Below are 18,855 nucleotides of genomic sequence, written 5' to 3' on the forward strand. Positions count from 1 at the left end.
TGTCAATTGGACAGGGAAGAAATGCGCCTGGCGCTGCCCGGCTCAACGGGCGCCACTGAAGAAGAATGGTTGTCGTGTTGCAGACAAAAAGAAAGTCCGCTTGAGACTGTCAGTCATTTTGTGTTGTGGCATAAGATGCAGCTAACGGTGCATATATGCCGACCCGAGAAGTCCGCCAGTGCAACAGCGATGGAATCGCGCGCGACGTCTCCAACCTTTGTTGGGAATTGAACATGCACAAGGAGTTGTATCGGAGCAGCGCGCTGCCAGTGTTGCAGAACCGTACCTTTGCCGATGCTGATGCTGCGCGGTCGTCGGTCAGTGCAGATCTTATCCTGGTCCAGGATATGGACACGGGCCTGATCTATAACCACGCCTTTGACCCGCAAAAGCTCTGCTATGACAGCGGCTATCAAAACGAGCAAGCCCACTCGGGATACTTCAAGGCACACCTGGACGCGGCCGAGCAGATCATCAGCAAGCATATGGGTAACATGAGTCTGATCGAAGTCGGCTGCGGCAAGGGATATTTCCTTGAGCAACTGCGTGACCACGGTTTCGACATTGTTGGCATTGACCCCGCTTACGAGGGCCAAAGCCCGTATGTGGTCAAGGCACCTTTCACCCGTGAGGCTGGATTGGCTGCCGATGCCGTCATCCTGCGTCACGTGCTTGAACATATTCCCGACCCCATGACTTTTCTGCAGTCCATCGCCGAGGCCAACGACGGCGGTTTGATCTACATCGAAGTGCCTTGTATGGATTGGATTCTTGAGCACAAGGCCTGGTTCGACGTGTTTTATGAGCACGTGAACTACTTCCGGCTCGAAGATTTCCACCGCCTGTTCAGCACAGTGCATGAAGCCGGGCATCTGTTCGGCGGGCAATACCTGTACGTGGTTGCTGACTTAGGGAGCTTGCGCAGCAAACCGTTGCCAGCAGCGCCAGAGGTACAGATGCCAGCAGATTTCATGCTCAGCATCAAACGAGCACTGAGTATTATCCAGGCATCCCCCGATAAGCCGGTCGGCATCTGGGGTGCAGCCTCCAAAGGCGTGATCTATTCGCTGTTCCTGCAGCGCGCCGGAGTCGAAGTGGATCAGGTCATCGATATAAATCCCGCCAAGCAGGGCCGCTACTTGCCCCTCAGCGGGCTCAGGGTCTCATCGCCGGAGCAGGCCATGCTGGCACTGCCTGACGGGGCCCATCTATTCGTGATGAACTCCAATTATCTTGAAGAAATCAAACGCATGACTGATGAGCGCTACGTCTATCACGCGGTGGACGCCGCGACATTCGTTTGATTTTCTATCGGCGCTGAGTTCACCCCGTAATACGTCCAACCTTGGTGTCTGGGTCAGGCTCAGGCTTCTGAAATCACCCCGCGACGCTTCTGGCGCTGCGACTCCAGCCAGATCACCAGGAACAGCAAACTACCGCCGGCGATCAGCAAGCTGAGCAGCCAACCCAGGCTTTCGGCCAGTTGGGTAAAGAACAGGGTGTACAGCTGGATGATCAAAAACGTTGAGCCATACCCCACCAACATGCCGAATCGCTGGCGCAGTCCCACCGTTAATACGCCGAGGCTAACCAGCGCCCACAGCACGTTGAACATCAGCAGCTCACCATCCTCGGCAAACTGCCACGGGCCGTCGATCAAGTCGTAACTGCCAAACAGGGACAACAGCCACAAGGACATTTCGCCGACAAACAGGCCGCAGGAAATCCATACCTTGGCAAAGCCGTTGTAGCGAGCAAGCAGACCGGCCTCACAGCGCAGATGCAAAGCCCCCGCAGCCACAAGCACCGCCGCAGCACCGAGAAACCGCAGCGGATAGTTCATGCCAAACCAGTAGGCGCCCCAGCCGGACACATATCCACTTCGGCCCCCAAACCAGACAAAAAACAACACACTGCACAACGTCAGCAGTAACACATTGCCCAAGGCATAGCTGAGCACCAGCAGGATCAGGAGGTCGATCAGGAGCAGCGCCGGCCAGTTGCCGGAGCCGTCCGAATAGATCATCCCCACCACAAAACTCACGCCGATCAGGGCAAAGCCGCCCAGCAGTTCGGCGCTGCTGCCAAGCATCCTCAAGCCTTTACCGGGCAACCAGCGCCCGACGATGAACAGACCCAAGGTCAGCACTGACAAGCTAATCGCCAATTTGGGCAGGGTGAACGTCAGGTGCTCACGCAGAAATAACACCAGACCGGCCGCCAGGCTGATGGCACCGAACGTCAGAAACCAGCGCCCGAGTGAGCGCCAGTCCCATCGGGTCAAGGGATACAGCTCACCGATGCGGCTGTGGGCGACGGGATCGATCTGCCCCTCGCGTAGCCATTGATCAAGGGCATCACGGACCTGTCGATTGCGACGATCCTGGCTCATGACCGATCCTCCTTTGCACGAAGCGCCGCGCGCTCAAACAACCAGCCCAGCAAAATACCCACAACACCGGCCGCCGCGAAAAAAGCCGCGACACTCAGGCGGTCCCAGGCGTGTTCGTAAAAGCGTGTGTAGAGGTTGATACCCAGAAACACCACACCAAACCCGGTGAAGCTAGGGTGTTTGAAACGAGCACCGATCACCAACTGGCTGATGGCCCCTGCGGTGAATAGCAGTATCGAGAGCCCCGATTGGGAATAGCTGTAGTTTTCAAGGCTGAGGAACCACAGCGAGCAGTTGAAGTAGAGCAGTCCGAAAATCACATACAAGCGCCCGAAACCGCTGAAGTGGCGCAACACCTTCTCTTCAGCCTGCTGGTGCCAAAGACCCAGAAGCGCTGCCAATCCGGCAACTACTGCCATGGCTCGCGGGTCCTGAATATCGAACACATATGACCCGCTACCCGCATAACTTTCCCAAGAGCCAAAGCCGTGAAAGGCGCACAGCAGCCCCAGAAACAATGGCCAGCGCAGGTGATAACGATAGGCCGTTGCCACACTCAGCAAGGCGGTGACCAGCAGTGCCAGAGGGATGCGATCATACCCGCCCCCGTCGGAGCCAACTCCACTGAGTAACAGGCTGCCCCCGATCAGCATCAGGCCGATGGTCAAAATGGCAACACCAGCCACCGGCATACGCCCGGCTGGATCACGCGCCAGGCGTACCCCGACCCACCACAATGTCACACCGGCGATAAAAAACAGCACAACACCGAGGGCGATCGACTCGCTGAGATAACTCACGCCCCCCAGAATCGCCATACCAATCAACAACACCGCGCCGATGCCCAGCCATTGCAGCACTGTGGATAACAACTGGTTGGGACGCCGATAAGGCGCGCTCAGCCGCTCTTGGGTTTGCTGGTCAATCAAGCCTCGGTGCTGCCAGTCGGCAATGTCCTGAACCATTAACTGCTGAGTGGTTTTTCTCATGGGGTTCAGGTACCGCTCCATTGTTTGGATGATGTGGGGTGTTGGGGCATAGGCTGGTGTTTACCCTGATCATCCAGGGCCGGGCCAAGGACTTCGACACACGTAATTTTAGAGAATTAAAGCTGTCGCATCGAGCTCCCGATTTTCGGTGCCTTCAGACTCGTTGGGAGAAAGCGCAAAACTGTCGCAGCAGCCCCAAACGCTCATACGGCCTCATGCGCTACAGAATTAAATCTGTCGCAGCCAGCAAAAACGCTACTTTACGTGTAGCTGGCGATCTACGCAGTCTGCCTCTGACATCTGATCACCTCAAAGGACCGAATTTGCGGCTGAGAACATGCAAATTCGGCCCACTTGCATCACGATCTACCTCGGGTGAGCAACATCTTATTTCGGCAGATTGGAGCGGTGGTGTTGGAAATCAAAAACTGCTTTCTGATACCCCATTACCAACCCCATTTGTACCAGCTGTGCCGAAAAGACGTTGAAACCACCTGCCTGTGCTATTCGCCAATTGGCAGCAGCTGCTCCGTAAAGAACCCGGCCATCTGGAAGGTAGACAGGGGCATAGAAGTCGATTGATTCAGACATAAGAGTCTCTCCTGGCTTTAGCTGTTGGTGATCATGTCGCCAAGGGCACTGCGGGTCAGAGCCGTTGCTTGATTGGAGACCCGTGCGATACTGATCTGGTCGTTTTGGATCTTCGTCTTCACCCGGCGGTAGGTCTGAAAGGATTCCCAGGTCTCGCCTGCTTCGACCAGCTCCGTCTCCAACAGGGTTCGTGTGACGCCCTCTCCGTAGGTCCTGAGCATCTTGTCGTACGCTCGGTTCTCCATCAGCTCCCCAGCAGTACCGGAAGCGGATTTCACGATGTTTGTTAGCATGTAGATCACCTCATTTGAGTGGTAGACCTGAATCCAGGCCAGCCGGGTCACTAACCGACTGACAACGATTTTTCTACCAAACACATCAGCGGCCAAGGCATGATTGGTCACCACCAATCTGCCCATACCTAAGGAAAGTGATGGCCAAAAACACCACACAACAGAATGAAGTCATCGACTACTTCGATGCGGCACTCCTCTACGTGTATGCGAATTCCTGGCAAAGCAGGCAGAACGATGACATGAGCAAGCTTCGTCACCTGGCGAAGCGAGTCACCGAGGCAATCGAGCATTGGCCTATTAATCTGAGCGACGAGCTCAAGAGCAGATCCTACTACGATGTGATGGATGGTCTTCAGGCTAGAAACAGAAATAAAACAACCACCCCAATTTATAAAGATAGAATTTACTGGACTGCTACATATCCGTCAGACATAAAACTTTCAAAATTATATGCACAGCGTCGCGACTTGCTTTTGGACATTTTCGTAAAGCTTAATAATCTCGCATACGAAATAGTTGAGATATCTGAGGAAAAATGCGAATTCTGGCAAATCGAATCTAGCATGCGAAGATATGCCCGTTTCTTGGCACAAAAACACGACTTACCTATTAATTACGCAATGCTTGCCAACATTGTTGCTCGACACATATACCATGTCAATCATGCTGACACGTATGGTACGCTAGACGACCCCTCTGAACTTTTAAAGAAAATTGATATCTATGTGAAAAAATCTGAGCGAGACTTCGAACACTTCCAGCGCATGCTGCGCTGCAGGCGCTTGATAGAAGAGCTTGAAACCGACGCCAAACAGCTTGATATAAAAATTGACAAGAATTATGAATGGGGCTTATTAGCAAACATCGAAATAACATGCTTAAAAGTTTTAATTCTTTACAAAGAAGCAAACCTTCAGAAATCTCTTATCGACAGCAAGTTCAACCCGGAGCAACTGGGCTCGAAGGAACCGAAAAATATAAATTTTGATCAACTTAAAACTGTACAAAAATTCTTGAAAGCAAAAACTTCCTCACTTCCCGACTCACGTAATTACATATTCAACACAGATCATACAGATGTTCGTATTTCCGGCTTTCGCGAGAGAGCTTCGCTAGCGTTGTGCATCCCTTTCGGTACGTCCCCCGACAAAACTATAGCGCTGGTAAATCAGTTCAAACAAAAAATTAGGGCGCGCATATTAGACAAGCTTGATGACATTGACGACAGATCTAAATCAGATGAAGCGAGCAATTTTTTTTCTGCTTGGGATGAGCCCTATAAACGTATTATGATAAAAAATAAAGGGAGCATCCTTGGGCTTCTGGCCGGCTTATTATGTGATCATATTTTTACTTTCTGGAAAGATGAAATCCCACCTGGCACAAAACGAAAAATAGACTCTGTCAATGACGCTGTCGAGACCACCCTGGACATATTGAAACAACATGGATTTTTGTATGATGCCGAAACAGTTCCCAAGTCTAGGACGGCAGCACGAAGAAAAATCGCAGCTATCCCGACGATACTAGATATTTGAATATGGTAAGCCAATGAACCTGGCTGGGGCCGGGACGACTGACCTCACCAGCTCCTGCGACAGCTAGGACCGTATCTCGCGGCCCCCAGCCTCCTAGAAAAAATCGCAAAACTATCGCATAAGTCAAAACCAGTCCTAGGCTATGTACGAAAAGTCCTGATACTTAGTGATGCTGCGTTGCAAACAGCCTAGGCGAGCAAGCTCTAGCTAATTAAGTCTGTCGCAGCCAGTAATGACGCGGCTTTCAGGTCACTTCAGCTCTGTCGTTGTTGTCGCCAGTACAGGACTGGCCCAGTTATCGAAATCTCACTGACCCAGGCTCCTATCGGGCAAACCACTATCAGCGCTAGATATTTACCAGTTGGTACTGGGTCAGCCTGATATAGGCCACTGGGTCAGTTAGATGTCACTGCCAATACAATGTGTCCTTTCAGGTAGATAAAGATGTTGACGCTGATGCCGAATTGACCCATGTGCCGACGCCAGACTAACCCACCTCCAGATCGGCATAAATCCAGCACAGGCAATGGTCGGGAAGAATCAGGCTGGGTCAGTGGCCCCTCGGCAACTAGATTAATTCCAAATCGGTGCCAACACACTTCTATCACTCATTACGTTTACTCGACAATTTTCACGATTCAGCACAGATGGGCTAGCTGCTAAATATTGGTGCGCTAGGAACTGCGGAAAATTCGACGAACGAAGCTCTTACCTTGAGATATTCGTAGCTCGAAATCGTCTCGATAGGAGATGTCACCCATTTCCTCAATCATCTCGCTTCTAGCCAATTCGAACCCTGATGCATCTAGCCATCGCACTCCGCGACGGCTCATCAATGGCAAAACTCTGTATTTTCCTCTAGCACCGTCTGTCCCAGTCAGTCGGGTTTTTATTTGCTGTAAACTGGGAGATATCTCAGTGTCTTCATGAAGGGTACGCTGCCATTCAACAAAATATTGGGGATCGATCCAGTCCTCTGTCTCGATTTCCATATAGCTCAAGTCCATCCAGCTTTCAAAACTCTCTCTAAGAACCTTTGCCTCATCACGCGTACCAGCTAGTCCCTGAGCAAGTGCAAAAGCAACGAATGGATCGAGCGTACCCCATCGCAGCATCTCTCTGGCCCAAAAACCGAACCACGGTAGCCCTGTGGTCTGCCTCCAAGCCTCTAGAGATGGGACGGAGGTTGGATCATTGGCACCTTCCGTCCAGGCTTGCGCCACAACTGCTCCTATGGCGACGCCTAGTCGAAACTCCAAATTCTCCGATACAAACCGTTGCCAAGATCTTAGATCCTGAGCAGACGGCACTTTCGCGCCAGGGAGGCTCATCCACCAGGCAAGCAGAGGTTCCCAATTTTCCTGGAGCTCCTGATCCGTCACACTGGCACGCGCTCTGAACCCAAACCCTGGATCGTTAGAAATCAATAATCCCAAGCGTTTAAAAACTTCAAGTCGCTGCTTCTGATTAGCAAGGCCGTAGTCCTGCGAGTCTTCCAAGACACTTCGAATCTTGGGCACAATACGTTCAAACCTACGGCCCACATATGGAGTGAAGCCGTATTGATACAGACGCCGTCTTTCATCTCTATCATTGTAAAGCGTTCCGACAACGCCCTGCCCACGCCGCACGAAAGCTCGTTCCAGCCAAGCCTCTTCAGCATTCACGACCTTGCTGAACGTAAACTGCCACACCTTTCGAAGTAAAGCCTCGACCTTGGCCGCTGAATCCGCCTGTTCTCCAGTAAGGGAGAGCTCCTCAATAGCCGTCAGCAACACACCATCAAGCTCGTCCAAACTATCAGCTAGCCTGGACTCATCATCCACCTCAACCAACCCAGCCTTTGCACTGATCTCATCAGGCGCCGTTTCCTCGAGCCAACTCAGGAACTGCTCGCCATCGACATTGAACAGCGTCCTTGCTTTTTCCCGGATTGCTTCTAGCAAAAGCGAAAGAGGGCTCAGCACCTTGCCGCCCTCAAGCTTGTCCTCACGAAGCGAGCTCAATAGACCGCTATAGTGCGTACGCAGTTGGCCTAACTGTTTGGTCTGTGAGGCAATCTGTCTGGGAGCGGTCGTGGAGGGTTGAGTCGGTATCGCAACGAGCGTAATTCCTTCCGGGCCTTGTGCATTTCCTGGCCGACCGGCGCGCCCGGCCAAGTTGCGGAATTCTGCAGCGGAGAAGGGAGTAACTTTCGATTTCTCACTGACGGCGTCGTAGAACTGACGTGTTATCGACGGGACCAGAATCAGATCGAATGGCAGATTAACCCCTTCTGTGAGGGTTGCTGTGGCCACCGTAATCGGACAAATCCTTCGATCGATAAGAGAGGTCATCAGTCGCCGAAGTCGCTGAGGCATCTGGCCATGACTGGTAGCAATTCCACGATCAAGCAACGCGACCTCATAGGAGTTTTTGCCGCAGTAGTCTATGCAGCTTGCTCGAGCTTTTTCGAACAAAGCTTGGTCTGCAGGTTCATTGGGGGGAGTGAACTTAGAAGCATCGCTCCATTGAGGTAAATCGAGCGCGTCCTTAAACCACTTCATTGTCTGTTCAGGTTGCTGAGCGATGGAGATCAAGACTCGACGGTCCCCATCAACCAGATGAAGCGCAGTCCACAAAACGTGGATTTGGTTATAGCGAGCGAGACTGTTACGTATCGCTGCTGGTGGTTTCGGCATCGGCAGAATACGTAGGGGAATGTAAACTGGCCTCGCTCGGCCTCGAACGTGGAGACCAGCCCCATTAAGCAAATCGATTCGCATCTGGCCCGGCTCATCTGGGGTTGCTGTCAAAGTGCCGATGAGTTGCCGGGTACTCCTGTAACTTGCACCGATGGGCTCGGCTTGACTCCCTCCCTCTACCCAACAGGCGACGGGTGTTGCAGCACCCCCGGCAACGGCAGTCAGAGCCACGCGAGCGATATGTGGGGCTCGGGCCAACAATCGCGACACAAAATTCTCCAGACGCAGCGTCCGACTGCTGTGTTCCGCGAAATCCACCTCTGCTCTATCGCGATCCGCGACTACGACCTGGTGTGCTTCATCGATAATCAAAAGCTGCAAACGAGCCACTATCAGAGGTCCAACATAGCGCATCAGGGCATCGGCCTTCTCGACCGTGGCGATGAGCACCGTCGGCTTCTCAGCATTCAACCAGTAGTCCGTGATCCCCCAATCCGAACCGCCGTAGAGGCCCGTGACGACAAGATCGCTACCTAACTCACTGAGAAGCTTGGCCTCAACCTCTCCGGCTAATGCCCTTGAGGGCACAAGATAAAGGGCAAGCGGCCCGGATTTTTCGCTTGGGGCAAGCATCAATTCTTTGATGAGTGCGAGGTTGGCCACCAACGTCTTCCCCGAGCCTGTCGGCGTGCAGAGCGCAAACGAGGAAGACTTTAGCAAGCGCTCCAATCCACGAAGCTGCGATGGCCAAAGGATGCCACGCCCCCGCCCAAATTGATCGCGCGCAAATCTGCGTAAGCGCGCCTCACGCTCTGGTTTGATCTCAACCAGCTGCAAAATCGGGCCGTAGATGCTGGTGGAACCATAGCCTTCAGCAACAACTGTCAATAGTGAAATGAGCATGGAGAGTTCATCCCCATATGTTCTGGTGGCCATCTTATCGAGCGCCTTGAGCTTTCGAAGGCCTTGCTGCATACGCTCATTTTCGCCGCACATCAACGAGGATGCTATGACACCAATACTGCGCACCAACTCTACGACGAAATACCACTCCAAGCCGCCAGCTTCGCTGGATGCTAACAATTGGGTGGAAGAATCCCGCTTCGTTAGCTCCGGATAACTCCCCCAGAAAGCTAGAATTTCCTCCACGACCCCATTGAAGTCTCCACTTAGGAATTTCGACAACAGCCGAGTGCCGTTGTCGGTAATCTCCAGCTGCCCCAAAAGTGCTGTAGCCATCGCTGGGAGGCCACCGAGCTGAAATGCAGCAGCAGCCAGCAATCCAACGGGAGCAAAGCTGGAGGGTTCCTCCTGCATGCGGGTTAGCCACTCCAACAATTCAGCTGCTCTACGGAAACAGTCTTTGGCAGATACCGAATTGGGCCCCTCCAGATCGAGGCAGACTTCCGCGGCCTGTATCAACCTATGTGCGTCCTGCACGAGCTTCTCTGTCTCTCCCTCGTGCCATGCTATCGGAGGAACTCGCCATGTCATCTGCAAACCGCGAACGAATGCTCGTGCGTGCTCGGGCAGAAGACGGTTTTCGTTGGCTAACCCTAAGCGCACTTGCTCTGCAAGATCCAGTCGTTGCTCATCAAACTCCGCCACGCTTCAGACTCCGTTCCAAAGGCTTTCATAAATCAAATCAATCAGATTCTCACCATCCCCAGACAAGATCATTTCGACTACCTGAAGATCGTGCGTCGACTGATAGTCTTTGGGCTTCTTTTCCCATTCGATTATGGAATGAGCTGGCGTCCTACTTACGAAGTCATTACCACAGATAAAAACGAGATTGGTTCGTGCAATAGGGGTGGCGCCACTGAGCAGGAGCGCCTGATCAATCGAGAAGATAGCAGCGGCAAACTTTTGCGGATCGATCTCTTTGAGCAGTTTTTGGAGTTGCCGCATACCATGAGGAATGTTGGTATCGCGCTCGCTGAGTTGGTACCAAATGCCTTTGCCATCGGCATCTTTCAACAGGTTATTGACGACCGCTTTACCGAGCTTCTTACGCCATTTCGCTTCACCGGCAAGGTATCGCTCTACCTTACCTTCACCATCCAGGGCGATTGCCAGAAAGTCTGACCCATGCCGACCCAGCATCTGCCGCGTGAGCTTAGGTTCTCGGGCCAGAGCAAAAAGGTATTGCTTGGCATCCTCGTGGTGACGGAAGAGGAAGACTGGGATCTGCCAATCATGCTCGCCGACGTATTTATAGTGTTCGGTAAGCATCCCTGCCATCACCTCACCAAACAGCCCTCGTCGCGCAGTCGTAGGCAAGCATCTAGGATAGGTGGCATGGGAGCCGACTGCTTCGGCATCTGGATGTAAATCAATGCAGATCTCTTCATGAAAATGCTTTCTTGCGTCTAGGTGCGCTGACTCAAAATATGGTCGGAACGCAGCAGCGAGCGCTGCGTCACTAGCTCCAACCTGCTCAAGCAACAAATGCCCATAGTTGTCATCTGTCGACGGGTATCCCTCCAACCAGTTGTCGAGAACGTCTTTCGGCAACTTGTATGTATGCAAGTGTTCTCTCCCTGAGAAGCAGAATGGATATGCGCCAAATTCGCCATAGACGATACAGCAGTATCAAATCAATATCACCGTAACGAGTTAGGCACAACTCGGAGAGGACCAGCTATAAACGTGTTACTACGGCCTTATCCGCACCTCTGCACATCCTTTTTTTCACAGACCATCAAGGCCAAGCCCTGCATCTGAAGCTTTTGCCCGCAGCGTAGACATCGAGCAGATGATCGATCTGGCCAACGGCGGCGACCAACGCGCTTGAGCACGACGCCGATATCGCCAAGGTGCAAATGTAGCTGGGGCACGCGAATATCAGCACCACCAGGCTTTACGACCGGCGTGGTCAGAGGCCTGAAGATTCACCGACGTTCAAAGTGAAATACTGATTCCGCACTGCCCTAGCAGAGGGGGTAAAAGCCCGCTTCATAGTGGGCTTTTTCATGGCCGGGCTGCCCGGCCGCAAAAACGCGGCGCCCGGGCACTACCGTTCGTCGATTACAAACAACCGACGCAGGTTTACGCGGTTTACGAGTCTGTCGCGCAAACACCAACACGCAATCCTGACGAAAGCCGCGTAATCCGTGGATCAACGAAGAATGCCCCTTGCCCGGCCACCCCGCCCGGCCGCAGAAACGACGAAGCCCGCGCAGGGCGGGCTTCTCCGAAGGATGTCTGTTAATAGTGCATCATTTACCGCAGTAGAAAATGCCGTGGTAGGATCACCATCAACGCGCAACGCTTTACCACTTGTGTATCTAGACAATCGCAGGGTAGGCCGTTATTAACGGGACCGTCAATAGTAACTATGCTGCCACGGTCGCGACGCGGAACCCCTATCCGATAAGGGTGGGTCATTTCACTCACTCGACGCGGTGATCAGCATGAAGACGTTAATCCAACGTTTTCTGCCTGAAGAACTGATTCGCATGCTCCAGGCGGCCTACTGGTCAATCCGCCTGATCCGTGCAATTCAGCAACTCTAAGGTGGACAAAGAAACAGGGGCCTCGGCCCCTGTTTTTATTTGCGCCGCGACCGGTCAGACATTCCAAACCCGCAAAGATTTTTAACCAAAAAAAAGCCGCCTCGACCGAAGCCGGGGCGGCTGTACCGCTAGACCCTTACAGGTCGTTAAACTGGTCTCGCAGCAGTTCGTAAACGTGATGAACACGCAAACAAACCACCACGAAGTCCCACGCACGTCTTAACTTAGACATACACGGCCCTCCCATGGTTGGGCCGTACCTCCAGCACGCTTACCGGAACACGCGTACCTTCGGAAACACACCACGCGTTCCCTGTGAGGCGGCTGGGCTAATGGCCTCCCGAGTAGATCCGGCACGGATTACTAGGCCCGTGTCGGGAGGACCAGAATTCGCGCGCATGCCCGGCCACTTTCAGCAGGTGACGAACGCGGAACACCTCTATGCTACCGGAAAATAAACAGCATCAGATGACCAAACCGATAGATTTGCCAAATCGATTTGCGTATTAATAGACAGAATTCCTATCGCGCAGGTAAGCACGGCACTGCAAGGGATGGTTTTAGCGCGGCGCTTAACGCGATACTTAACGCAGCGCTTTAGCGCGGTGTTTGCGCGCAATAGTAGTATTTCTCTACACCACGCGTTCCCTGTAGCAAACAAGACCGGCCACTAACCGGCCTTGCAACGAAAAAGCCGCCCTGATTGAGGCGGCTTTTTTGTGCCCCCGTTATGCGTAACGCTCACAGCTCCAGCACGTAACCGCGCAAGCCCATGCCGTCAGCCCAGCGCGTCAGCGTGTCCAGACTGGCCCAGGTGCGCACCGCTTCGCGCTTGGAGCGCACGGGCAGCCAGCGCGACGCGGGGCCGCCCAGTCGCACCGCCACATACCAGCGCTCACCGTCCAGCTTGCTGACCCGCGCTTCGCGCACCACGTGCTGTTCGATCATGGCGCGCAGCGCATCTTCGTGGATCGCCTCACGCATGGCGCAGCGCGTCGCGACGGCTCTGCGCGACGGCTTCAAAGCCGATGTATTGCGTTTCGACCTGATCCGTCTTGTAACCGCCGGACGTCTCCAGCCCAAGCACAAACCCTTCGGCCCGCTGCGCGGCCATGTTCACGCCCTGGACGGATTCGGCTACCTCGATCTGGGCTTGCAACCGGTCGACGACGGCACGCACGCCGGGCGGCAGGATCTGCTTAGCCAGGCTCATTTAACGCGCTCCACGCTGACGGCCTTTCAGCTCCTGCCAACTGATCAGAAGCGCGCGCATGCCCTGCATTTCAAGATCGTCTTCCAGCGCCTTGAGGTCGCTTTCGTATTCCAGCGGGTGGTCCAGTTCGACGACATCGGTTTTGATGCCGGGCACCGCGCCGTCCTTTGCGGTTGGGTTGATCAGGTGATATGTCACAAAATAACAAGGCATGGTGCGGTTCCTTTTCGAGTGAGTGGCGGTCAGTGCGTAAAATCACTTTGCCGCGAAGTGGTGGCCCACTTTACCGCGAAGTGGAAAACGCGGGCACAAAAAAAGGCCCCCGACCTTGGCGTAAAGGTGGGGGGCTATTTAACGTAACAGGCGTTATTGGTACCGGTACGCCTGGCGCAGGCGATGGATAATAACTATGTCAATGTCATTGACGACGCCGTCAATTACGCATACTGTTTACGCAGTAAACAGTAGTAAACACCGTATACAAAACCGTTTGGAGTGTTTAACATGGCCTCGCCTGTCCTGTCTTTTCGCGTGGAATCAGAGTTGATCGAACAGCTCGATCAACTGGCTGAAGCAACCGACCGAGATCGTCAGTACCATCTCAAGCGTGCGCTGGCACGTTATGTAGAGTCTGAGTCCTGGCATTTTCGAGCCGTAGCTGAAGGCATTGCGGATGCAGAGGCAGGCAACCTAGTCGACTTGGATGCCGTGAAGGCTAAGTGGGTGGCCCGTGCCGAAAATCGCATTAACAAGCAAGGCGGAAAGTGACCTCGACGGTATATATGATCATTACGAACCGTTGATAGGCGCTGAAGGCTCAGAAGACATCATATTTCGAATTTTGGAAGCGATATCAATGCTGGAGTCATTCCCTCAATTAGGAAAGGCCTCGGTCATTCCCGATTGTCGTGAACTGATAATTTCGAAATATCCCTACCTGGCTGTCTATACGCTTCATGGTGACACGGTAAAAATTTATAGAATTCTGCACCAGCATGCAGAGCGGCCAGAAGATTGGTAAGGATGGCCCACTCCAACCTTACTCTTGGACGCTATTAAGAAAGCCCGCTCTGCGGGTTTTTTTGCCGATGATTTAGGCACAGCCGTTGTGAACGCCGCTTACGGATGCTGTTAACCACGTAAGAAGCCTTGCCCGCCCCAGACAAATGAAGGGTTTCCGCAAAGTCCCACGTAACAAGAAAATCTCTAAGCTCATGATTTTATTGTTTAAAGCATCTTCCTTGTAATCAGTTGCTCCCTAGTTCGACTCTCGACGCCCTCCTTATCTCTGCCACTTGTAATCGCCGAAAAAGCGACCCTCTCCTTGGGCCAGTCTGACTGATGCGAACGACAGCAAACGGCCCAGAGTGTGTAAAAACGCGCTAATGCACTGTCGGCGCGCAGCGCTGTGTCCCCATGCTCGCCCAATCCGTCAATTAGAGCTCTGCCCAAGCCCTTGCTCGCCCCGACTACCAAAGTTCTCATTACTGCCTCCTTGACCTACGCGGCCACCGCATGGCGTGTATGTAAGCACACGATTAATCGCCTAGAAACAAAGGTCCCCCTAGTCTTCAGCACGCTCGTTCGCTTCCTTGATGATGCCCGGTGTATCTCGCAGCCGGAAGGTAGCGGTGCCATCGCCGGCAAACCGGCTTCTTTAACGGTTATTCGACAGTATCAGTTTCGGCTTGCCTGGGTACGCCACAACACAGGCCAATAGACCTGATCCAGCCCCATGCATGGGATCATTTCAGCCGCATGCGTCAGCGTGAAACCGTTTCCATCGTAACGCCAGCGCAGCGCAGTGCCACAATTGCCCATACTCATCGCCCTTACTTGACTGCTAAGTTCACCCGTGGCCGGATCAAACTCTAAGAAGCCCTGGGGCTCTCTTTCCGGCAGGTTTGGCACTTCGGCGATCAGCGCTGCACGCGCCTGCTCTGGGTGGTCCAGGGACGCTTGGTAAATAGTGTAGAAACAGTTGTAGGCCCCACAACCGGTTTCGATGATCACTAGCGCTTGATCCGAACCCAAGGCGTACGCTTTGGCTTTTGGCGCGACACCTTCATTCAGATCTTCTTGCCATGCCTCGCGCGTGGCAACCAACACGGCATCCGTGATCTCTTTTGCTTTGTCCGGAGTCAGCGCGGCAGGTGCCTGCCAACTTGGCGCTATTGGAGCGACAGAGGCTTGCGGCACGCTGCCAGCGGGCGCCGGCCCCTTGGAGATCAGTGCGTCCTGCGTGCCGACCCGACCCTGAACAGAGTCCATCAGCAGCAGCGCCGCACTCATCCCGCTTAGCGATGCGTACGATTTACCCTCCTTGAACGGCAGTACCAGGTAGTTCCCGTTGCGCAATTCTGTGATCAGGGCTTGGGCTGACTTACCGTTCAGCGCAAACACCTCGGGTGTATCGCCTTCTTTCAGTTCGCCAGGCTCAAATTGAGACTTGAGTGGTTTGTCATCCAGTGTTGGCTGGCCGCGTGGTTTTGTGTAGCTGAACACCCCGACATGCAAGGCGCCCTGCGGGCCGGCTTCACGTGTGATTCGTACGCTGAACGTTGAAAAGCCAGTGTCGTCACGCTGCTGTACGGCACTTATGGCAGTGCATGTTCGTGTGTTATCGCAGCCGATAATCCAGTCTTTGATTTCGCGCGCCAACGGCACCTTCTCGGCAGCGTGGACGCAGCCAATGCCTGCAGCCATAAGGAATATGAAAGTGCTTCGTATCATCAGACAGACGCCTTTGAACAAGTAAAGCCTATTAGGACAGAATTATTTGCTCATACCTATTGCATGGCCGCCAGTCGCAACAGAATCGCCGTATTGAACAATCGGCAAGCAAAAATGGGGGCAGCCCCTAATCCCAGTCAGTTAAGCGAACACCGCCCTCTGTAGGAGCGAGCTTGCTCGCGAAAAACGTCAACGATAACGCGTGTTTCCTGAATGAACGCGGTGCCTGTGAGTTTTTCGCGAGCAAGAGCTGGGCGCCCCCTCGCTCCTACAAAAAGTCTTAACTGACTGGCACTAGGGGCAGACCCTGATTTCACGCAACAACCATAACCCGGCTCTACCATACAACCGCTCAGGAATCGCGCCGAGTGCCCTGGCGCAGCGCATCAAGATGTCGCTGTGCGTGCGCGGCTTGGCAATAGCTGTTGAGGATGTGTGCAATCTGGTCGCAATCCAGGGTGATGCCTTCATGCACCAGGCCGGCAGACAGGATGCGGATCTGCGGCTGGGGCTTTTTGAGGGCCATGGCCTGGTTGCCGAATATCTGTCGCGCGGAACGATGAACAGGCAGGGGCGCATCGGCACGCAACATCAGTTTCTGCTCCGTCAGCCAGCCTTCGTCATTGATGGAGACGTCGACAATGTCCAGCAGATCCACGGGTGCGCTCAGGGTGTCCGCAAACAGCTGGCGGCGGGTCAAACGCATAAACACGTGTTGCCCGGCGTTGCGGTGCTGCCAGGTGATCAATGCAAACACCACCGCCATCACCGCAGCACACACGGCCAGGCTGGTGGCCCCGCTATTCAGGGCGTACCCCAGCAAGCCCAGGGAAACCAGCAAAAACAGCGGGCTGCGCACCTTGTAGCGGCGCGAGTTGGTGAATTCGGTCTGCTCGGGTACACCCTGGATAACTTGCTCAAGTTCGGCGATCGCACGCTCGCGCTGGGCGTCGCGGGAGTCGGCGTATTCCTGGCTGAGTGCGCCGGCGAGATCCGACAGCGGATCGGAAGGTTGGGTCATGGGTCATTCTCTTTGGACGGTTGGTATCGGCGGTGATACGGGCTGCGTGGCAGCCGACGACGCCGTGTGGGTGAGCTGGCTGAACCAGTGTCGGTCGTGTTCGGTGGGTACACGGGTGGCCTCGGCCAGCAGCGCGTCATCCGGGGTTACGCCCAGTTGCTGGAGGCGGAGTGCCGTCGGCGGGTGTGTATCGAACGGGTGCGCGATGGCGTGGTTCAGCGCCGCGTGGTTCAGACGCAGCGGCGTGTGTCGAAGGTGGTCGGCCAGGGCCTGGATCAGGTTGGAGTGGCGCTCGGCGAGCAGCGTGTTGATTTCAGCGTCCAGCGCGATCACCCGCAACAGCGCCTGGCAGAACAGGCGCTTGCCGCCGATGTTGCCGCCCACCCTATCCGCGGCCAATTCCTGAGCGCGGCCCCAGTGATGCACCGCCAGTTGAAAGTAATGCAGGAAACGTTGCGTCATCCAGATCGCCGGGCGCTCGATCCAGGCCGGGTCGGCATCCTCGGCACGGATAAACGCAAAGTGCAGGCACATCAGGCTGAAATGCGCACCGATCTCGCTGCCCCGCTCGGTGTCACGGCTACAGAAATGGCCCAACTCATGACCGATGATCGACGCGGTCTCGGCCTGGCTCAGGGTCGAGAGGTAGGTCAGCGGCAGGTAAAGGGTGCGCCCGCGGAGCAAGTCGCCGGCCGGTTGCAGGGCTACATCAACGCTGGTGACGAAAAACGATTGGTCGATGCCCACCACTATATGTTCGGGCACCGGCGCACCGGTGGCTGTGGCCAGTTGCTCAATCCATGTCCACAAGGCCGGGGCTTTGTCACGCCCCATCCGGTGCCCCAGGAACGCCGAGGACGGGCTATCCAGCGCATGCCATTGCTGGCGCAGACGCCCGATCAACAGGCAGCCCGCCCATAGCACGGCAATCAGCGGCACCGCCACCAGCAGTATGAGCCAGCCACCGGCTTTCAAATGGCTCCAGCCCCAGCTCAGCTCATACAACAGACTCAGGGCCAACGAGCCCATCAACAGCCCGGTGTACGCCGCCAGCCAGTGCCCCAAGGCACGCCAGCAGAGGAACAGGCGGTCGTAGAGAAAATCCCTGGACTTCAGCGCACGCCAGGCATCCAGCCTCAGTTTGAGCCACGTCGCAGGCCCGGCCACGAACGCGGCGAGGGCCAGCCAGTAGGCCAACCCTGCCAACACCTGACGCACGCGGAGCCAGGCGTAGTCGCCGCCGATATTCTGTGCTTCGCGTAGCACGTCATCGACGCGTCCGCTTTGCACACTGGCCCAGGTCATGAGCACCACCGGCAGCAGCAATATCGTCAGCGGCCACGACCACCGCGCGAACCGGCCCATGGCTCAATTGGCCTGCAAATAATCGGTCAAAAACGCCTGTGCATTGCCTTGGCTGGACAGGAACTCGTCATAGCCGACATTCAGCGCCTGCGATTCGCCAGGCAGGTACAGCTCGCCCCAGCCCTTTTGCAGCACCAGTACCACGAATTTCTGGCCGTCCACGGTGGTGGAATAGCGGGTGTCCTTACTGGTCTTTTCCACGGTCATCTTCTGGATCTTCATGTTCCAGTCGTGGTCCACACCCTCCAACTGCACCAGCGCCTGATTGTCATTGCGCGCACCGATGCGCAGAGTCCAGACTTTCACGCCGCCTTCGCCGGCATAGGCCAGCACTTTTTCCGCGACTTCCGGGCGGTTTTCAGCCTGGGCGCCACCCGCGATCACGGCCAGAACCAGGCACAGCAGCGCTGCCCACTTGCGATACATCAACATTTAGGGTTTCCTCGGCAGTTCAAAGGCGACCATTGAAATCAACGCTCCGGCGCCTGCCAAGCGGTGCGGCCGTGACGCACAAC

At 54.7% G+C, this 18,855-nt stretch carries 17 protein-coding genes and 1 pseudogene; 5 read left to right on the forward strand and 13 right to left on the reverse strand.

Going from position 1 to position 18,855, the window contains the following annotated elements:
* Positions 1 to 233: 233 nt before the first annotated feature.
* Positions 234 to 1,304 carry a class I SAM-dependent methyltransferase gene (locus tag AO242_RS20520; protein WP_099270336.1) on the forward strand — a complete coding sequence of 357 codons (1,071 nt, stop codon included), beginning with the start codon at positions 234 to 236 and terminating at the stop codon, positions 1,302 to 1,304.
* 59 nt (positions 1,305 to 1,363) lie between these two features.
* On the opposite strand, the gene AO242_RS20525 is transcribed toward AO242_RS20520, so the two are convergent.
* The 4 genes from AO242_RS20525 to AO242_RS20540 all read right to left on the reverse strand — a co-directional run bounded on the left by AO242_RS20525 (position 1,364) and on the right by AO242_RS20540 (position 4,382).
* Complete coding sequence (locus AO242_RS20525; protein ID WP_099270168.1) at positions 1,364 to 2,392, reverse strand: DUF2157 domain-containing protein; 1,029 nt, start codon at positions 2,390 to 2,392, stop codon at positions 1,364 to 1,366.
* Positions 2,389 to 3,381, reverse strand: a complete 993-nt coding sequence (locus AO242_RS20530; protein ID WP_099270169.1) for a DUF2157 domain-containing protein — start codon at positions 3,379 to 3,381, stop codon at positions 2,389 to 2,391. The genes AO242_RS20525 and AO242_RS20530 overlap by 4 nt, the downstream gene beginning before the upstream one ends.
* Positions 3,382 to 3,768: 387 nt before the next feature.
* Entirely contained in the window at positions 3,769 to 3,972 is a 204-nt protein-coding gene (locus AO242_RS20535; protein WP_099270170.1) for a hypothetical protein, read from the reverse strand.
* A 17-nt stretch (positions 3,973 to 3,989) separates the two neighbouring features.
* Positions 3,990 to 4,382 carry a hypothetical protein gene (locus tag AO242_RS20540; RefSeq protein ID WP_218927849.1) on the reverse strand — a complete coding sequence of 131 codons (393 nt, stop codon included), beginning with the start codon at positions 4,380 to 4,382 and terminating at the stop codon, positions 3,990 to 3,992.
* Between the two features lie 23 nt (positions 4,383 to 4,405).
* Between AO242_RS20540 and AO242_RS20545 the strand changes: the two genes are divergently transcribed.
* Positions 4,406 to 5,806 carry a hypothetical protein gene (locus AO242_RS20545; protein ID WP_176560674.1) on the forward strand — a complete coding sequence of 467 codons (1,401 nt, stop codon included), beginning with the start codon at positions 4,406 to 4,408 and terminating at the stop codon, positions 5,804 to 5,806.
* Between the two features lie 674 nt (positions 5,807 to 6,480).
* Here AO242_RS20545 and AO242_RS20550 read toward each other — a convergent pair.
* Positions 6,481 to 10,098 (reverse strand): DEAD/DEAH box helicase, encoded by a 3,618-nt coding sequence (locus AO242_RS20550; RefSeq protein ID WP_099270173.1) that lies wholly within the window; start codon positions 10,096 to 10,098, stop codon positions 6,481 to 6,483.
* A gap of 3 nt (positions 10,099 to 10,101) precedes the next feature.
* Positions 10,102 to 11,022, reverse strand: a complete 921-nt coding sequence (locus tag AO242_RS20555) for an aminotransferase (RefSeq protein WP_176560675.1) — start codon at positions 11,020 to 11,022, stop codon at positions 10,102 to 10,104.
* 242 nt (positions 11,023 to 11,264) lie between these two features.
* Here AO242_RS20555 and AO242_RS29805 point away from each other — a divergent pair.
* A pseudogene (locus AO242_RS29805) lies at positions 11,265 to 11,411 on the forward strand (tyrosine-type recombinase/integrase); the annotation flags it as partial.
* A gap of 1,338 nt (positions 11,412 to 12,749) precedes the next feature.
* Here the strand turns inward: AO242_RS29805 and AO242_RS20565 are convergent.
* Genes AO242_RS20565 through AO242_RS20575 form a run of 3 tightly spaced genes read right to left on the reverse strand, consistent with a single transcriptional unit; the run spans position 12,750 to position 13,434 of the window.
* Positions 12,750 to 12,992: a hypothetical protein gene (locus AO242_RS20565; RefSeq protein WP_099270174.1), complete on the reverse strand. Its 243-nt coding sequence runs from the start codon at positions 12,990 to 12,992 to the stop codon at positions 12,750 to 12,752.
* Entirely contained in the window at positions 12,985 to 13,221 is a 237-nt protein-coding gene (locus tag AO242_RS20570; RefSeq protein WP_099270175.1) for a hypothetical protein, read from the reverse strand. The genes AO242_RS20565 and AO242_RS20570 overlap by 8 nt, the downstream gene beginning before the upstream one ends.
* On the reverse strand, positions 13,222 to 13,434 hold the full coding sequence (locus AO242_RS20575; protein ID WP_099270176.1) for a hypothetical protein: 213 nt from the start codon (positions 13,432 to 13,434) through the stop codon (positions 13,222 to 13,224). It abuts the gene before it with no gap.
* Positions 13,435 to 13,725: 291 nt separating this feature from the next.
* On the opposite strand from AO242_RS20575, the gene AO242_RS20580 reads away from it, so the two are divergent.
* Positions 13,726 to 13,989 (forward strand): CopG family ribbon-helix-helix protein, encoded by a 264-nt coding sequence (locus AO242_RS20580; protein WP_099270177.1) that lies wholly within the window; start codon positions 13,726 to 13,728, stop codon positions 13,987 to 13,989.
* On the forward strand, positions 13,952 to 14,242 hold the full coding sequence (locus tag AO242_RS20585; protein ID WP_099270178.1) for a type II toxin-antitoxin system RelE/ParE family toxin: 291 nt from the start codon (positions 13,952 to 13,954) through the stop codon (positions 14,240 to 14,242). Before AO242_RS20580 ends, AO242_RS20585 begins: the two co-directional genes overlap by 38 nt.
* 656 nt (positions 14,243 to 14,898) lie before the next feature.
* Here the strand turns inward: AO242_RS20585 and AO242_RS20595 are convergent.
* From AO242_RS20595 to AO242_RS20615, 4 genes are all read right to left on the reverse strand, one after another.
* Complete coding sequence (locus AO242_RS20595) at positions 14,899 to 15,954, reverse strand: DUF1176 domain-containing protein (RefSeq protein ID WP_099270179.1); 1,056 nt, start codon at positions 15,952 to 15,954, stop codon at positions 14,899 to 14,901.
* A 352-nt stretch (positions 15,955 to 16,306) separates the two neighbouring features.
* Positions 16,307 to 16,975, reverse strand: a complete 669-nt coding sequence (locus AO242_RS20605) for a hypothetical protein (RefSeq protein WP_099270180.1) — start codon at positions 16,973 to 16,975, stop codon at positions 16,307 to 16,309.
* Between the two features lie 3 nt (positions 16,976 to 16,978).
* Entirely contained in the window at positions 16,979 to 18,280 is a 1,302-nt protein-coding gene (locus AO242_RS20610) for a M48 family metallopeptidase (protein ID WP_257153483.1), read from the reverse strand.
* Between the two features lie 63 nt (positions 18,281 to 18,343).
* Positions 18,344 to 18,772: a hypothetical protein gene (locus AO242_RS20615; RefSeq protein ID WP_099270181.1), complete on the reverse strand. Its 429-nt coding sequence runs from the start codon at positions 18,770 to 18,772 to the stop codon at positions 18,344 to 18,346.
* Positions 18,773 to 18,855 lie beyond the last annotated feature (83 nt).

Source organism: Pseudomonas sp. ICMP 561, assembly GCF_002699985.1.
GTDB lineage: Bacteria > Pseudomonadota > Gammaproteobacteria > Pseudomonadales > Pseudomonadaceae > Aquipseudomonas > Aquipseudomonas quasicaspiana.

Excerpts from the sequence above, each read along its gene's own strand:
- AO242_RS20530 (WP_099270169.1), bottom strand. The coding sequence starts at position 3,381 with ATGAGAAAAACCACTCAGCAGTTAATGGTTCAGGACATTGCCGACTGG.
- AO242_RS20535 (WP_099270170.1), bottom strand. The coding sequence starts at position 3,972 with ATGTCTGAATCAATCGACTTCTATGCCCCTGTCTACCTTCCAGATGGC.
- AO242_RS20605 (WP_099270180.1), bottom strand. The coding sequence starts at position 16,975 with ATGACCCAACCTTCCGATCCGCTGTCGGATCTCGCCGGCGCACTCAGC.
- AO242_RS20565 (WP_099270174.1), bottom strand. The coding sequence starts at position 12,992 with ATGCGTGAGGCGATCCACGAAGATGCGCTGCGCGCCATGATCGAACAG.
- AO242_RS20595 (WP_099270179.1), bottom strand. The coding sequence starts at position 15,954 with ATGATACGAAGCACTTTCATATTCCTTATGGCTGCAGGCATTGGCTGC.
- AO242_RS20570 (WP_099270175.1), bottom strand. The coding sequence starts at position 13,221 with ATGAGCCTGGCTAAGCAGATCCTGCCGCCCGGCGTGCGTGCCGTCGTC.
- AO242_RS20615 (WP_099270181.1), bottom strand. The coding sequence starts at position 18,772 with ATGTTGATGTATCGCAAGTGGGCAGCGCTGCTGTGCCTGGTTCTGGCC.
- AO242_RS20575 (WP_099270176.1), bottom strand. The coding sequence starts at position 13,434 with ATGCCTTGTTATTTTGTGACATATCACCTGATCAACCCAACCGCAAAG.
- AO242_RS20545 (WP_176560674.1), top strand. The coding sequence starts at position 4,406 with ATGGCCAAAAACACCACACAACAGAATGAAGTCATCGACTACTTCGAT.
- AO242_RS20525 (WP_099270168.1), bottom strand. The coding sequence starts at position 2,392 with ATGAGCCAGGATCGTCGCAATCGACAGGTCCGTGATGCCCTTGATCAA.
- AO242_RS20610 (WP_257153483.1), bottom strand. The coding sequence starts at position 18,280 with ATGACCTGGGCCAGTGTGCAAAGCGGACGCGTCGATGACGTGCTACGC.
- AO242_RS20520 (WP_099270336.1), top strand. The coding sequence starts at position 234 with ATGCACAAGGAGTTGTATCGGAGCAGCGCGCTGCCAGTGTTGCAGAAC.
- AO242_RS20580 (WP_099270177.1), top strand. The coding sequence starts at position 13,726 with ATGGCCTCGCCTGTCCTGTCTTTTCGCGTGGAATCAGAGTTGATCGAA.